Origin of the sequence: Falsirhodobacter algicola (genome assembly GCF_018279165.1) — a bacterium.
In the GTDB taxonomy this organism is placed as follows: Bacteria; Pseudomonadota; Alphaproteobacteria; order Rhodobacterales; family Rhodobacteraceae; genus Falsirhodobacter; species Falsirhodobacter algicola.
Window position 1 is genome coordinate 1,411,007 of sequence record NZ_CP047289.1, and the last position, 15,230, is coordinate 1,426,236.

16 protein-coding genes are annotated in these 15,230 nt (G+C 67.4%); 3 read left to right on the top strand and 13 right to left on the bottom strand.

Features of this window, described 5'->3' with window-relative positions; translation table 11 throughout:
* Positions 1-17: 17 nt before the first annotated feature.
* The 7 genes from GR316_RS07160 to GR316_RS07190 form a co-directional block, all read right to left on the bottom strand.
* A complete protein-coding gene (locus tag GR316_RS07160) occupies positions 18-1,247 on the bottom strand; it encodes a capsule assembly Wzi family protein (RefSeq protein ID WP_211783282.1) in 1,230 nt (409 codons plus the stop codon).
* Between the two features lie 10 nt (positions 1,248-1,257).
* On the bottom strand, positions 1,258-3,225 hold the full coding sequence (locus GR316_RS07165; RefSeq protein ID WP_211783283.1) for a polysaccharide biosynthesis protein: 1,968 nt from the start codon (positions 3,223-3,225) through the stop codon (positions 1,258-1,260).
* Positions 3,226-3,306: 81 nt separating this feature from the next.
* Positions 3,307-3,948, bottom strand: coding sequence for a sugar transferase (locus tag GR316_RS07170; RefSeq protein WP_211783284.1), 642 nt, complete (start codon positions 3,946-3,948; stop codon positions 3,307-3,309).
* Complete coding sequence (locus GR316_RS07175; protein WP_211783285.1) at positions 3,945-4,664, bottom strand: NAD-dependent epimerase/dehydratase family protein; 720 nt, start codon at positions 4,662-4,664, stop codon at positions 3,945-3,947. The genes GR316_RS07170 and GR316_RS07175 overlap by 4 nt, the downstream gene beginning before the upstream one ends.
* A complete protein-coding gene (locus GR316_RS07180) occupies positions 4,654-5,097 on the bottom strand; it encodes a MarR family winged helix-turn-helix transcriptional regulator (protein ID WP_211783286.1) in 444 nt (147 codons plus the stop codon). The genes GR316_RS07175 and GR316_RS07180 overlap by 11 nt, the downstream gene beginning before the upstream one ends.
* Positions 5,098-5,101: 4 nt before the next feature.
* Positions 5,102-5,356, bottom strand: a complete 255-nt coding sequence (grxC, locus tag GR316_RS07185; protein ID WP_211783287.1) for a glutaredoxin 3 — start codon at positions 5,354-5,356, stop codon at positions 5,102-5,104.
* 30 nt (positions 5,357-5,386) lie between these two features.
* The gene (locus tag GR316_RS07190; protein WP_211783288.1) at positions 5,387-6,091 is read right to left on the bottom strand and encodes a ComF family protein; all 705 of its coding nucleotides are present in this window, start codon (positions 6,089-6,091) and stop codon (positions 5,387-5,389) included.
* 24 nt (positions 6,092-6,115) lie between these two features.
* Here GR316_RS07190 and GR316_RS07195 point away from each other — a divergent pair, with 24 nt between their 5' ends.
* Entirely contained in the window at positions 6,116-6,901 is a 786-nt protein-coding gene (locus tag GR316_RS07195; RefSeq protein ID WP_211783289.1) for a methyltransferase domain-containing protein, read from the top strand.
* A 48-nt stretch (positions 6,902-6,949) separates the two neighbouring features.
* Complete coding sequence (gene hemH, locus GR316_RS07200; protein WP_211783290.1) at positions 6,950-7,963, top strand: ferrochelatase; 1,014 nt, start codon at positions 6,950-6,952, stop codon at positions 7,961-7,963.
* Positions 7,964-8,024: 61 nt separating this feature from the next.
* Here the strand turns inward: hemH and GR316_RS07205 are convergent, their stop codons facing one another.
* Positions 8,025-8,216 carry a hypothetical protein gene (locus GR316_RS07205; protein WP_211783291.1) on the bottom strand — a complete coding sequence of 64 codons (192 nt, stop codon included), beginning with the start codon at positions 8,214-8,216 and terminating at the stop codon, positions 8,025-8,027.
* Between the two features lie 146 nt (positions 8,217-8,362).
* On the bottom strand, positions 8,363-8,956 hold the full coding sequence (locus GR316_RS07210; protein ID WP_211783292.1) for a L,D-transpeptidase: 594 nt from the start codon (positions 8,954-8,956) through the stop codon (positions 8,363-8,365).
* A gap of 178 nt (positions 8,957-9,134) precedes the next feature.
* Here GR316_RS07210 and dalA point away from each other — a divergent pair, with 178 nt between their 5' ends.
* Positions 9,135-9,686, top strand: a complete 552-nt coding sequence (gene dalA, locus GR316_RS07215; protein ID WP_211783293.1) for a divisome-associated lipoprotein DalA — start codon at positions 9,135-9,137, stop codon at positions 9,684-9,686.
* 33 nt (positions 9,687-9,719) lie between these two features.
* Here the strand turns inward: dalA and GR316_RS07220 are convergent, their stop codons facing one another.
* The 4 genes from GR316_RS07220 to GR316_RS07235 all read right to left on the bottom strand — a co-directional run bounded on the left by GR316_RS07220 (position 9,720) and on the right by GR316_RS07235 (position 15,226).
* Positions 9,720-10,223, bottom strand: coding sequence for a L,D-transpeptidase family protein (locus GR316_RS07220; protein WP_211783294.1), 504 nt, complete (start codon positions 10,221-10,223; stop codon positions 9,720-9,722).
* A gap of 82 nt (positions 10,224-10,305) precedes the next feature.
* Entirely contained in the window at positions 10,306-11,544 is a 1,239-nt protein-coding gene (locus tag GR316_RS07225) for a class I SAM-dependent RNA methyltransferase (RefSeq protein WP_211783295.1), read from the bottom strand.
* Complete coding sequence (locus tag GR316_RS07230; protein WP_390625155.1) at positions 11,541-13,388, bottom strand: ABC transporter ATP-binding protein; 1,848 nt, start codon at positions 13,386-13,388, stop codon at positions 11,541-11,543. Before GR316_RS07230 ends, GR316_RS07225 begins: the two co-directional genes overlap by 4 nt.
* A complete protein-coding gene (locus tag GR316_RS07235; RefSeq protein ID WP_211783296.1) occupies positions 13,385-15,226 on the bottom strand; it encodes an ABC transporter ATP-binding protein in 1,842 nt (613 codons plus the stop codon). The genes GR316_RS07230 and GR316_RS07235 overlap by 4 nt, the downstream gene beginning before the upstream one ends.
* Positions 15,227-15,230 lie beyond the last annotated feature (4 nt).

Here is a 15,230-nt window from a genome sequence, read left to right on the forward strand (position 1 = left end):
GACCCGCCGCGCAACCGTCAGAAGGTGCGCGAGACGCTGAAGCTGACCCCCATCCCGGCGTCGATGTCGTCATTGTCGAGATCGAAGGACTGCCACGCAACGCCGCCGCGCAGCGTCGTGTCGCCCCAGCTCTGCGAGGCGCCGACGCGCAAGATGGTGCCGTCCACCTCGGTGCTGGACAGGCGGTGATCGGGGCGGTTGGTGGTGTTGATCTCGTAATAGCCGACCGACCAATCCAGCGCAAAGCGCGCCAGCTGATGTTCGATGATCAGTTGCGCCATACGCGAATCGGTGTCCATCGGCATGCCCATCACGTCCTCATGATGGGTGTAGCCGCCGGGATAGGCGTTGTTGTTATAGGCGGTGCCCGGCCCGCAGAAGCCGTTCTCGCTGTCCGAAATCTCGGTCGTGGCCCCTTCCAGCGTGACGGTGGTCGGCAGGCCGAAGGCGGTGCCGACACCCTCCACCCCGGCAAGGTACATGAAGCAGGACGGCAGGCCGCCGGACTCATCCTCGCCGACCGCTTGGGCATAGAGGCGCAGGGGGGCGATCTCTTCGGGAAGCGTCCATGAAAGGCCGATGCCGGCCAGCTGGTTCGCCTCGCTCGCCTCGCCCTCGTTCGTGTCGCCGGTCAGCACGTCGAGGAAGGTCTTCAGGCTTTCGGACCGCCCGTCGCCGCCCCATTGCGCCGTGCGCACGAGGTCGATCTCGAACCCGTCCACAGGCTGAAGCTGCAGGCGCATGCCCATCAGCTTGGTGTTGTCGGGATTGCCGTCGCTGTCGGTCTGACCGACGAAGAACTCACCCTTCCACGGGCCGATCCACGACAGCCACGGCGTGTCGAAGGCCGTGTACTGGCGCTTGACCACATAGGCGGACGGGATCGGATCGGCATTGTCCGACAGGATCAGCGAGGAAAACCGCGAGGGCGACCAGTTGCGATCCACCGCGCCGAGGCCGAAGGCGAAGCCGCCGGCATAAGCCTCCACGAAGCTGTCGTCGAAATCGACGCTGTCATCGTCGTCCCCGACCGTGACGGCAAGGTTGTAGCCCAGACGCGGGCCCTGCCCGGCATAGCTGAGCTGCACCTCCGCCTCGTCCGAGGAGCCGTCCGACGGAAAGCCCCCCAGCAGGTCGCGACTGCCGTAGGAGCCGGTCACGGTGAAGCCCTGCGCAAATGCACCTTGGGCGGACAGGATGGTCCCGAAGGACGCGGCGGCAAGGAACAGCGAACGCAGCTGGGTCACGGGCAACACCTCAGGTCTGGGCGGACGGGATGGACTGGAGAACGGCATCGGGCGGGTCGTTTTCGGGCGACGGCCGCTCGGGTCCGTAGCCTTCGACCCAGCGGCGCAGCACATCGCGCGCCCCTTCACTATCACCCACGGCCACCACGGAACGCAAGGTGCGCAAAAGTCGCGCCGTCTCAAGCTCGGTCAGGGAGTTTTCGCGGGCGCGCAGGATCTTCGGATGCGGCGTGGTTAGAAGCCCTTCGCCGATCAGGAGTTCTTCGTGCAGCTTCTCGCCGGGGCGCAGGCCGGTGACCTGAATCTCGATATCGCCATCGGGATTGTTCTCGTCCCGCAGCTTGAAACCGGCGGCTTCGATCATCTGCTGGGCCAGATCGCGGATGCGCACCGGCGCGCCCATATCGAGGACGAACACCTCGCCCCCGCAATCGTTGCCCGCGAAGGAACCGGCGAGCATCACGAGCCGCGCCGCCTCGGCGATGGTCATGAAGAAGCGCGTCACATCCTCATGCGTCAGGGTGACGGGGCCGCCGCGGGCGATCTGCTCCTTGAACAGCGGAATGACCGAGCCGGAGGAGCCGAGGACGTTGCCGAAGCGGACCATGGAATAGACCGTTCCGCGGGACCGCTTGCTCATGTCCTGAATCACCAGTTCCGCCAGCCGTTTGGACGCGCCCATCACATTGGTGGGCCGCACGGCCTTGTCGGTAGAGATCAGGATGAAGCGGGCGACACCCCCCTCGTTCGCGGCATCGGCCAGCGTGCGCGTGCCCAGAACGTTATTGGCCAGCCCCGGAATGGGGTTCGCCTCCACCAGCGGGACGTGCTTGTAGGCGGCGGCGTGGAAAATCACCTCCACCTTGTGTTCGGCGATGACCATGCGCGCCATCCGCGCATCCGTGACCGAGCCGAGGACGGGGCAGATCTCCACCTCGGTGTCGCGGGCAAGCTCGGTCAGCTCACGCTCGATGTTGTAGAGCGAGAGTTCGGAGACTTCGAACAGGACGAGGCGCTTGGGACGCGTCGCCAGAAGCTGGCGGCAGAGTTCGGAGCCGACCGACCCGCCCGCCCCCGATACGAGGATGGTGCGCCCGACATAGGCCTCGGCGCCCTGCGGCAGGGTGCTTTCGATCTGGCGGCGGTTGAGGAAGCGGCCCGGCACCACGGGGGCCAGATGATCGACCAGCTTCTCCTCGCCGACGAGCTGGGCGAAGGACGGAAGGGTCATCACCTTCAGGCCCTCCTTCTCCAGCTTGCGGGCGATGCGGGCCTGCTGCGGATAGGGGGCCGACGGCATGGCCAGAAGCACGCGCTTCACGTCATGGCGGCGCAGGATGCGCGGGATATGGGCATAGGGGAACACCCGCAGGCCCGAAATGGTCATGCCATGCAGGGCCGGATTGTCGTCGATGAACCCGACCGGAGAAATGGAATCGTGCGAGCGCAGGGCGGCCGCAAGCTGCACCCCCGTGGTTCCCGCGCCATAGATCAGCACCCGGTTGCGCGTACGCCCCTGCCGCAGCACCCAGACGAGCGCGCGCAGCATCGCAAGGCGCACCCCGACCGACAGGAGGAAATAGGTCACGCCGAAGGTCACGATGCTGGCGCCGCGCAGCGGCAGATCCAAGAGCGCGACGAGCACCGCCAGCACCGCCGCCAGCAGCACCGAGCACATGCCCGTCAGCCGGATCGCCTGCGCCTCGAAGGCCTTGAGCTGGATGCGGTGGATGCCGAACAGGATCGACAGCAGCCCCGCACAGATCGCCACGATCGGCACCACCGGCCCCATCTGGCGCAGCAGCCACAGCGGCGCGAGGCTGTTCAGCGCCAGCGCGCAGGTCATCGCCAAAGCCAGCGGCGCGAGGATCAGATCGAGGCACAGAAGTATGGCCTGCTTCTGCCCTCGCGTAAGCGCTTCTACAAAGCCGAAAATTTTGGATTTCGATGCGCTCAAGGATTCCGCTCCGTCGTGCATCTGCGCACGCAGACCTTCCGTTCGATTACCGCGGGAGGCTAGCGTGACATGGGGGTCTCAACAAGGGCACGCCCCTCATTTTCATCGAACATGCGGAGGTTTATGGCGAAAACGTGCCATAAGGACACGGCGGGCCGTCTGCCAGATCAAGGCGATGTCGAAGCAGACACTTTGGTGACGCTGATAGATGAGGTCGAGCCGCGCCTTGCGGGGGATCGAACGGCGGGTATAGACGCGGTCCGTCTCCTCGGCGGTGCGGCAGGGCGCGAGGATGCGTTCCTCGAATCCGTGGATATGGAGCGAGGCGAGGCCGGTGATGCCGGGGCGGCTTTTCAGCACCTCGGCATAGAGGTCGGGGAAGCGTTCGACATATTGGCGTAGCGGCGGGCGGGGGCCGACGAAACTCATATCGCCGCGCAGCACGTTCCACAGTTGCGGGATCTCATCGGCGCGGGTCTTGCGCAGTGCCCGCCCAAGGGGGGAGATCCGCGCGCTCTTGTCGCCGCCCGACACGCCCGCCTCGTTCGGGCCGGCGGGGCGCATGGTGCGCAGCTTCCACAGGGCGAAGGGCTGGCCGGGGGCGCGCATCCGTTCGGCCACATAGAAGATCGGCCGCCCCTGCACCGCCAGCAGCACCGCGCAGAGCACGAGGAACGGCACGGCCAGAAGCGCGGCCAGAACCAGCGCGAGGACGATGTCGAACAGACGTTTCGGCAGGGTCATGCCGCCCTCCATTCCGCGACCATGCGGGCGGGGTCTGCGGGCGGCAGGGGGCAGATCGCCTGCAGGCGCGCGGTATCGAGGCCGACGCGGGGGATCGTGCCCGCCCGCTCTGGCCCGAAGGACCAGTCGATGCCGGCGGCGTCCAGCAGGGCCGCCATGCCGATCGGCGGCGGCTCGGCGATGTTCAGGATGCGCGGCAGCGACGGCGTAGCAAAAAGATGCCCCAGCACCCGCGCCAGCGTCGCAGGCCCGATATAGGACCGCACCGGCCCCTCCGGCCCTGCGGGATCCAGCGTGACATGCCCCGCCGCCCGGCCCAGAAGCGCATCCGCCCCCGCGACATTGCCCAGCCGAAGCAGGATGGCCCCGCTCGCAAGCGCCTCCATCCGCGCCTTGGCCGCGCCATAGGCGTTCAGCGGCGCCGGGGCGTCCTCTTCGTGAAAATCGCGCATCCCTTGCCCATAGACCGCCGCCGAGGACATCAGGAACACCCGCGCGCCCCGCCGCGCCCCTTCGGCGATGGCGGCGGCGGCGGTCGTTACGTTATCCTCCAGCGGGCCGGACGGATCGGTGACGCCCGCAAGGTTCAGGATCGTGCCGCCCCGCCCCTCGGGCCAAGGCGCGCCGCGGGCCAGCCATGTCGCATCCGGCCAATGGGGGCGGAGAAGGCGGGCCAGCCGCCCGGTCGCGCCGGTGACGATCAGATCATTCGGCATGTTCGAACCGCACCCGCATCTCGCGCAGGACCGGCAGAAGGGCGCGGATCTTTCCCGGCCCCAGCGCGCGGATCACATCCGACACGGTGGGCACGATCGCGCTGAGCGCCGCATCGCGCGCCTGCCGCCCGGAGGGGGAGATCGCGACGAACTTGCGCCGCGCATCGTCCCAGTCGGGGCGGATATGCACATGCCCGGCCCATTCCAGCTTGGCCAGCGTGTTGGTCATCGCCCCGCGCGTCACGCGGAACGATTTTGCCAGCTGCGCGGGCGTCCGCTCTTCTCCGAGGCGGGCGAGATGGTTCAGCACACCGAAATGCGACAGTTCCATCCCCTTGGGCAGCACTTTGGAGATGCGCGCCCGGGCGAGCTGATCGGTCATGAACAGCTCGCCGAACAGGGCGACGGCGATGTCCTCGGTGCGGTCGGTCATCCGCTCAGGCCAGAAGGGGGTCCAGCTTGCCGGCCCCGTCCAGCGCGTGCAGATCGTCGCAGCCGCCGACATGCGTGTCGCCGACGAAGATCTGCGGCACCGTGCGGCTGCCGCCCGCGCGCTGGGTCATCTTGGTGCGCAGGCCGGGATCGCGGCTGACGTCGATCTCGGTGAAGGAGACGCCCTTGCGCGACAAAAGCGCCTTGGCGGCATGGCAGAAGGGGCAGGTCGGCGTGGTGTAGATCTCGACGGGTTTCATGGCGGTCTCCTTCGCGTGCTTTCCCTGTATCTAGGTGCTTTTGCCCACGCGCGCCAGCACCACGACCGACACGCCCGCCGCCCCGGCATCGAGGCAGACCTCGGTCGCGGCCGACAGGGTGGCGCCGGTGGTCATCACGTCATCGACCAGAAGGATGTGCCGCCCCTCCACCAGTGCGGGGCGGCGCAGGCGCAGCGCGCCGGTCATGTTCTCGAACCGGCCCTGCCGGTCCCGCCCATCCTGCGACGGGGTGCGCCGCGGGCGGATCAGAAGGTCGGGCATATGCACGAGCCCCGCCCCCCGCGCGATCGCCCGCGACAGCAGAGCGGACTGGTTGAACCGCCGCCGCAGCAGCCGCGTCCAGTGCAGCGGCACCGGCGCCACGATCATCCCCGGCACCAGCATCGGCGCCGCCGCCCGCAGCATCCAGCCCGCCGCCGGCCCGATCAGATCATGCCGGTCGCCATGCTTCAGCGCCAGCACCAGCCGCCGCCCGTTCCCGCCATAGGACAGGGCCGCGCGCCCCTGCGCCCAAGGGGGCTGCAACGCAAGGCATTCGTCACATGCCCCGTCCCCCTCGCCCGGCAGGGGCGTGCCGCAAAGGGTGCAGACCGTACCCGTGATGAAGGGCGTATCGCGCCAGCACGTCCCGCACAGCCCGTCCGACCCCGTCGCCGCCCCGCAGCACAGACAGGCGGGCGGATAGAACAACCGCAGCGCCGCTTGCATTCCCATCGCCGTCCCCTCACATCATGGGCCATGACGCCGCAGTTGACCGACCGCCCTGCCCTTGCCCTGCACCGCGCCCGCGCCACCCCGGACGCGCTGTTCCTGCACGCCGCCGTCGCCGCCGAGGCGCAGGAGAGGATGAAAGAGGTTAACAGGACGTTTACCGACATCACGGTCGTCACGCCCTTCCCGGACCTCTGGCCCGGGTTCCGCACGGTGCCCGATGCCGATGTGCTGGACATCGCGCCCGCCTCGCAGGATCTGGTGATCCATGCGCTCTGCCTGCACTGGGCCGACGATCCGGTGGGGCAGATCGTGCAGGCGCGCCGGGGGCTGCGGCCGGATGGGCTGTTCCTCTGCGCCACGCTGGGCGGGCAGACGCTGCACGAATTGCGCGCCGCCCTCGCCGAGGCGGAGGTGGCGGTGACGGGCGGCCTGTCCCCCCGCGTGCTGCCGATGGGCGAGATCCGCGATCTGGGTGCCCTGCTGCAACGGGGCGGGCTGGCGCTGCCCGTCGCCGATGCCGATAGCCTGACCGTCCGCTACCGCGATGCGTTGCATCTGATGCGCGATCTGCGCGGGATGGGCGAAACCTCGGCCCTTGCTGCCCGTCCCCGCCGCTTCACCCGCCGCGCCGTCCTCCTAGAGGCCGCGCGCCGCTATGCCGCCGCCTATGCCGAGGCCGATGGCCGCATTCCCGCCACCTTCGAGACGATCTGGCTGACCGGTTGGGCCCCCGATCCGGGGCAGCCGCAACCCCTGCGGCCGGGCACGGCCACGCATCGCCTTGCGGATGCCCTGCGTCCGAAGGATTGACGCCCGGGCGCAAGCGCGTATCTCCATCCCAGCCAGAAGGAGCCGCTGATGTCCCATATCCCCGCCGACCACCCCCCGATCCGATCCCCGAAAATCGGTGTGCTGCTTGCCAATCTCGGCACGCCGGACGGTTACGATTACTGGAACATGCGCCGCTACCTGTCGGAGTTCCTGTCGGACCGCCGCGTGATCGACTATCCGCGCTGGAAATGGCAGCCGCTGTTGCAGACGGTGATCCTTGCCAAGCGCCCGTTCAGTTCCGGCGCCAATTACAAATCGATCTGGAACCACGACAAGGGCGAAAGCCCCCTGATGACGATCACCAAGGATCAGACGGCGGCGCTGGCGGCCGAGCTTCCCGAAGTGATGGTCGATTTCTGCATGCGCTATGGCAATCCGAGCACCGAATCCAAGGTGCAGGCCATGGTGGAGGCCGGCTGCGACCGCATCCTGTTCGTCCCGCTCTATCCGCAATATGCGGGCGCGACGACGGCCACGGCCAATGACGCCTTCTTCGCCGCGGTCACGAAAATGTTCCGCGCCCCCGCCGTCCGCACCGCGCCTGAATATTTCGAGCATCCCGCCTATGTCGCGGCGCTGGCCGAATCCGTCCGCGAGGCGTGGGACGCGATGGAGACGAAGCCCGACGTGCTCGTGGCGTCCTATCACGGGATGCCCAAGCGCTATCTGATGCAGGGCGACCCCTACCACTGCAAATGCCAGAAGACGACGCGGCTGCTGCGCGAGGCGCTGGGCTGGGACAAGGACATGATCCATACCAGCTTCCAGTCGGTGTTCGGCCCGGAGGAATGGCTGCGCCCCTACACGGTGGAGCATGTGGCCGAACTGGCACGGCAGGGCAAACGGAACATCGCCGTGGTCGCGCCTGCGTTTTCGGCCGACTGCATCGAAACGCTGGAGGAGATCAACGGCGAGATCCGCGAGGCCTTCGAACATGCCGGCGGCGAGACCTTCACCTACATCCCCTGCCTGAACGAGCGTCCGACGCATATCCGCGCCTTGGCGCAGATCATCCGCGAACAGCTTCAGGGCTGGATCTGACAAAAGGAAAAGGCGGTGGATCGCTCCACCGCCTTTCCCTGATTCAAAGCGTCCTGAAGGATCAGGAAGCGGCGGCAGCAGCCACGACCAACAGCAGCAGCAGCGGAACGACCACGCCAGCCGACGACGAGCTGGTGTTTTCTTCCACGACGGCGGGCTGCATGACCGGCTCCATGACCGGCTCAGCCATACCACCGGCGAAAGCGGACGTAGCGGCGACCGAGAGAGCGGCGGCGAGTGCGAGTTTCTTCATAATGACCTCCAGTTACTGCTCAACGTCTTTTGTTTCAGAGGCGACGTTGCGCATCCAAGACTGTTCCTCGTATGAAATGCATAAGCATCTCGGGAACGTGAATGCAATCGGGAGGTTCGGGTTCCCACAAAACTCCGCCTATGTTGTCAAATGAGCAACACCTGCGTGCCGACCGAGCTCAGGTTGTAGAGTTCGACGATATGCTCGTTATACAGCCCGATGCAGCCGTTGGAGGACGCACGACCGATCTTGCGCGTGTCATGCGTGCCGTGGATGCGGTAATATTGCCAAGACAGGTACATGGCCCGCACGCCCAGCGGGTTGTCCGGCGCGCCGCCTTCGACCACGGCGGGCCATTCGGGGTTGCGCTCGCGCATGGCGGGGGTCGGGCGCCATGTCGGGTTCTCGCGCTTCTCCACGACCTGCGTCCGGCCACGTCGCGTCAGATCCTCGGACAGCGGGATCGAGCACGGGTAGAGCTTGTACACCGATTGATCCGCCGACCAGAAGTGCAGCGCACGCGAGGTCAGGTCGACGAGAATCGCCCCGCCATTCGTGTTGTCGAAGTGATCGCGCCAGTCGAGCATACGGAAGCTCGAAATGTTCGAACGGATCGCGGCCGACGACTCCATCTGCGTGGAGTTCTGCATGCTCTGTGCGAATGCCGGCACGGCCGAAACGGCTGCGCTTGCCGCGGCCGCACCCAGCAGCACGCGACGGTTGAGCTTCACGTCGCTCATTCCTCGTCTCCTAATTCTTGATCCTGCGGCATCTTCCGCGTTTGGCGGATCATAGCCTGCCCGCGCGGCGGCGGCAAATCACGTTGAGGCCCCTAAGGCCCCGGTCACGCAGAGTTGCGTTTGCCCCGGACCCGGCACTCGGCTATGTCATGCGACGCACTTCATCGGCAGGATCGACATGAAACACCTCTCCCTCCTTGCGTTGTGCGGCGTGGTCGCTCTCTCCGCATGTTCCTCGACACCGGCGGTCCAATTGGGCCCCGACGGCCAGCCGGTGCAGCGCGCCTATATGATCGCCCCCGGACAAGAGGCGGAGATCACCTACAACCTCCTCGATTCGATGAACACGCTGCGCCGGGCCAAGAACCTTCCGCCGCTGCAACTGAACTCGGCGCTGATCGCCGCATCCAAGACCCATGCGCGCGACATGTCGGTGCAGAACCGGCCGTGGCATTTCGGCTCCGACGGCTCCTCGCCGCTCGTGCGAGCGAATCGCGTCGGGTATTCGGGCAAGCTCCTCGGCGAGGACATCTCCGAGACCTATCAGACCGAAACCCAGACCTTGGGCGACTGGATGGGCCAACAGGGCACGCGCGAAGTGATCCTGAACCCCGAGGCCACCGATGTCGGCATCGCATGGTTCCAAGAGCCTGCGGGCAAGATCTGGTGGACGATCATGACGGGTGCGGGCGGTGGCGGCTACACGCCCCAGATGGCCATGTCCCAGTAACGAACAAGGCCCCGGAAACGGGGCCTTTTCTTATCACGGAAGGATCTGGATGACGGTGCCTTCGCGCACCATGGCATAGATCTCTTCGATCTCTTCGTCGGTGACGGCGATGCATCCCGCCGTCCAATCCACCTGACGCTTGGTCCAAGGCGAATCGCCATGGATGAAGATGTCGCCCCCCGGCAGCTTGCCATTGGCGAGCGCATGGATGCGGTCATCGGCGTTGGGATAGGACACGCCCAGCGACAGATGGAACGCGCTATTGGGGTTGCGGCGGTCGATCCAATAGGTGCCTTCGGGCGTCTTGCCGTCGCCTTCGTATTCCTTATGGCCCACCGGCGCGAAACCGAGCGCGATGTCGAAGGACTTCACGACCTGATTCCCGCTCAGCAGGTACATCTTGCGATTGGCCTTTTGGACTTGGATCGAGGTGATCGGCGGCCCGTCATAGGTCAGGATCTTTGGGGGCGCCTTTGCACCGCAGGAGGCCAGCACCATCATCAGTGCCAGCGCGAGGATAAGGTTCACTGCCCGCATTCATTCGCCATGTTATCTGGTGTTTGCCCGGATTTTACACGCGAATCACGACCCCTGCCCAGAGCCGATTCACACGAACCGCTCACCTCCGTGTGAAATGAGCGGCAAGTTCCACATGGCTCGACCATCGGAACTGGTCCACCACCTCGACGGCGTGCAGCGTGAAACCGGCGCGCGTCAGCGTCAGGGCATCGCGCGCGAAGGTTACGGGATTGCAGGAGATCATGGCCACCACCGGCACCGCGCTGCGCGCCAATGCGGCGGTCTGCGCCTCGGCGCCCGCGCGGGGCGGGTCGATCACCACGGCGTCATAGGGCTTCAACTCGTCGGCCTCCAGCGGGCGGCGGAACAGATCGCGCGCCTCGGTCGTGACGCGGCGCAGGCCCTGCGCCCGCCGCCAGCCCTGATCGAGGGCGGCCGTCATCGCCGCATCGCCTTCGACGGCATGAACCTCGGCCGCTTCGGCCAAGGGCAGCGCAAAGGTGCCGCAACCGGCAAAGAGGTCCGCAATCCGCCGCGCGCCCGCCACCGCGCCCTGCACGAAGGCCAGAAGCGCCGCCTCGCCGGCGGCGGTGGCCTGAAGGAACGCGCCGGGCGGCGGCGTCACACGGGCGGCCCCGAAGGCCTGCGCGGGCGCGTGGCGCAGGGCCACCACCTCGCGGTCCCATGTCAGGCGGGCAAGGCCATGCGCCTCGGCCAGCGCCGCCAGATCGCCATGCAGCGCCGGATCGAGCGGTTTGCCCCCCGTCACCGCCACATCCGGGCCGTGCAGGCTGTCCGTCACCGTCAGCGCAAGCTCGGCGCTGCGCGAGCCGCCGGTGCGCACCAGCGCCTCCAGCGCCGGAAAGGCCGCCATCAGCGCAGGCGTCAGCAGCAGGCATTCCGGCACCGCCACCAGCGTATCCGAGGCGCGCGCGTGAAAGCCCAAGAGCGCCCCACCCTTCGTGCGCCGCCCATGCAGGACCGCCCGCCGCCGGGTCCGCATCGGCGAGGTCCGCACCTCGCCCAGCGGGGCATCCAAGCCCTGCGCGGCCAAGGCGCGAGCAACCACGTCGCGTTTCCACCCCTCTACGAACGGGTCCGAGGCGTGTTGCAGCGCGCAGCCGCCGCAGGTCCGGTAATGGGGGCACGGCGCCTTCACCCGGTCCGGCGAGGGCGTTACGATCGACGGGGCGGGCATCCGGTCGCCGACGACCTCGCCCTCCACCTCTTCGCCCGGCAGGATGCGCGGAATGAAGACGGGGCCCGCGGGCCCCGCATCCGACGCGATATGGGCCACCGCGTCGCCGCGATGCCCCAGCCTGTCCGCAACAAGTCTCATTCCGCCGCCTCGTCCAATCCCAGGAAGCCGCCGCTTTGCCGGTTCCAGTACCGGGCGTAAACCCCGTTCCGCGCCAGAAGCTCTTCGTGGCGGCCTTCTTCGACGATGCGGCCCGCCTCCAGTACCACGATGCGGTCCATCTCGGCGATGGTGGAGAGGCGGTGCGCGATGGCAAGGACGGTCTTGCCCTCCATCACCTTTTCCAGCGCCAGCTGGATCGAGGCTTCCACCTCCGAATCGAGGGCAGAGGTCGCTTCGTCCAGCACGAGGATCGGGGCGTCCTTCACGAAGGCGCGGGCCAGCGCGATGCGTTGACGCTGCCCGCCCGACAGCTTCACGCCGCGTTCGCCCAGATAGGCGTCATAGCCGGTGCGGCCCTGATGGTCGGTCATCGTCTCGATGAAATCCTCGGCCTCGGCGGCACGGGCGGCGTCGCGAAGCTCATCCTCGCTGGCCTCGGGGCGGCCATAGAGGATGTTGTCCCGGGCCGAGCGGTTGAACATCGCGGTTTCCTGCGTGACCATCCCGATCTGGCGGCGCAGGGATTCCTGCGTGATCTCGCGCACGTCCTGCCCGTCGATCAGCACGGCGCCCTTCTCCACGTCGTAGAGCCGCAGCAGCAAGGCCACCAGCGTGGACTTGCCCGCGCCCGAGGCGCCGACGATGCCCAGCTTTTCGCCCGCCCCGATGGTCAGGTCGATCTCGTGCACCCCGCCGTGACGGCCGCCATAGCTGAAGCTGACATTGCGGAACGTCACCTCGCCGCGCACGGCCGGAAGGCTCGCGGCCTTCGGCGCATCGGGAAGGCGGTGGGGCTTGGCCAGCGTCGTCATTGCATCCTCCACCTCGCCGATGGAGGTGTAGATCGACATCAGCGTGAAGCTGACCCAGCCCGACATCTGCGCAAGGCGCATCGCGATCGCGCCCGCCGCCGCCACATCGCCGACCGTGGCCGTTCCGCGCTGCCACAGGATCAGCGTCCCGCCGATCAGCACCACCGGCAAAAGCCCCGACAGCAGCATCAGCGCCGTGCGGAACACCGTGGAGATGCCGCCGAAATCGAGGCTGCGGTCGCGGAAGGTGTGCATCGCCTGCAGGGCCACCCGGTCCTCGAAGGCAGCATGGGCGAACAGCTTCACCGTCTTGATGTTGGTGATGGTGTCCACCACCTGCCCCGACACCATCGCCCGCGCCGCCGCCCGCGCCGCCGAATTGCGCCGGATGCGCGGCATGAAATACTTGATCAGCGCGGCATAGGCGATCAGCCACACCGCCAGCGCCGAGGCCAGCCAGCCATCGACCGAGATCAGGAACACCGCCGAGCCGATCACCGAGGCCAGCGCGAAGGCGACCGTGTTGATCGTTTCGGCCGCGACATCGGTGACGGCCCGCGCCGCCTGCATTTGTTTCTGGCTGATGCGGCCCGCGAAATCGTTGTCGAAGAAGGTGACATCCTGCCCCATCGTCCAGCGGTGCAGGCGCGACAGCACCAGCGGAAAGACGTTGGGCTGCACCATGATCGCGTTCGACGCCGAGGACAGGCCGAAGAACAACGGCCGCAGCAGCAGGAAGAACGCCGCCAGCCCCGCCAGCAGATACCACCCCTCGGTCCAGATCGCGGCCGGTCCCATCGCCTGCGCCCCGTCGATCACCCATCCGAGGATGGAGGCCGCGATCACCTCGAGCGAGCCGGTGAGGCAGGAGATGACCGCCGCGAGGATGAGGGCGGGCCACGCCCCCTTCAGGCACCATGCGAAGAAACGTCCCAGCCGGTCGGGGGGCTGTCCGTCGGCGGGGCGGAAGGCGTCGATCATGCCGCCCAGGCGGCGCATCAGCTCGGTCATGCGGTCTCGTCCGTCTCGATGAAGCCGCCGGACTGGCGGGCCCAGAATTTCGCATATAGCCCGCCCTGCGCCAGAAGCGCCTGATGCGGGCCAATTTCGGCGATGCGCCCATCCTCCAGCACGAGGATACGGTCCATATGCGCGATGGTGGACAGGCGATGCGCGATGGCGATGACGGTCTTGCCCGCCATCACCCCATAGAGTGCCTCTTGTATCGCCGCCTCCACCTCGGAATCCAATGCCGATGTCGCCTCGTCCAGCACGAGGATCGGCGCGTCCTTCAGGATCACCCGCGCAAGGCCGATGCGCTGGCGCTGCCCGCCGGACAGTTTCACGCCCCGCTCGCCCACATGCGCGTCATAGCCGCTCCGCCCTTCGGCATCCCGAAGCGTCAGAATGAAGTCATGGGCGGCGGCGCGGCGGGCGGCGGTCACCATCTCCTCCTCCGAGGCGGTGGGGCGGCCATAGAGGATGTTCTCCCGGACCGAGCGGTGCAGAAGGCTCGGGTCCTGCTGCACCATCCCGATCGCGCCGCGCAGGCTGGCCTGCGTCACCCCGGCGATGTCCTGCCCGTCGATGCGGATCGCACCGCTCTCGGCGTCGTAAAAGCGCAAGAGGAGCTTCACCAGCGTCGATTTCCCCGCCCCCGAGCGGCCGACGATGCCCAGCTTCTCGCCGGGGCGGATCGACAGGGTCACATCCTGCACCCCGCCCGATCCGCGCCCGTAATGATGGCTGACATGGTCGAGTTCGATCGCCCCCTTCGTCAGCATCAGCGCGGGCGCGGCGGGGCGGTCGGTCAGGGTGACGGGCTGGGCGATCGTCTCCATCCCCTCGGCGATGGTGCCGAGCGATTGGAACAGCTGCTGCGTCGCCCACATGATCCAGTAGGTCATGTTGTTCAGCCGCAGCACCAGCGCCGCCGCCGCCGCCACCATCCCGACCGACGCCGCCCCCTGATGCCACAGCAGCACGGCCCAGCCGATGACCGCCACGATCATCACGCCGTTGATCACCGTCAGGGTGATGTCCATCCGGCTGACGATCCGCATCTCGGCGGCGAAGGTGGTGCGGGCCTCTTCGATCGCTTCGCGGGCATGGGCCTCTTCGCGGTCGTCATGGGCGAAGAGTTTCACCGAATGGATGTTGGTATAGGCATCGACCACGCGCCCCGTCACCGCCGAGCGCGCCTCGGACGAGCGTTTGGCCGCGGGGCCCGCCCGCCGCACCGTCCAGCGCAGCAGAAGGCCATAGGCCGCGAACCATGCCAGCAGCGGCAGCATCAGCCGCGCATCCGCCTGCCCCAGCACCACGAGGCTGCCGACCGCCGTCGTCGCGGCAAAGGCCACGGCGTCGAACAGGTTGAACACCGCATCCCCGGCCGCAGGGGGCGTCTGCATGATGCGGTTGGCAAGGCGGCCCGCGAAATCCCCCTCGAACCAGCCGACGGGCTGGCGCAGCACATGGCGATGCGCCCGCCAGCGGATCAGCGTGCCGAAATTGGGCAGCACCGCGTTGTAGAGCAGCCCCGTATGCCCCGCCGAGGCCATAGGCCGCAGCACCAGCACCGCCAGCGTGACCAGAACGACCTCGGTTCCATGCGCGGCCCAGAAGGTTTCGGGGGCCGTGCGGGACAGAAGATCCACCACCCGCCCCACATACCAGATGAGCGCGAGATCCCCGACCGCCACCACGACCGACAGCACCGCCGTCGCCACGAAGACACGGCGGAACGGCCGGGCATAATCCAGCAGGAACGGCCAGAGCCGGTTCGGCGGGGTATCTGTCGGGTCATAGGGCGCGTAGGGATCGACGAGCCGTTCGAAGAAGCGGAACATGACG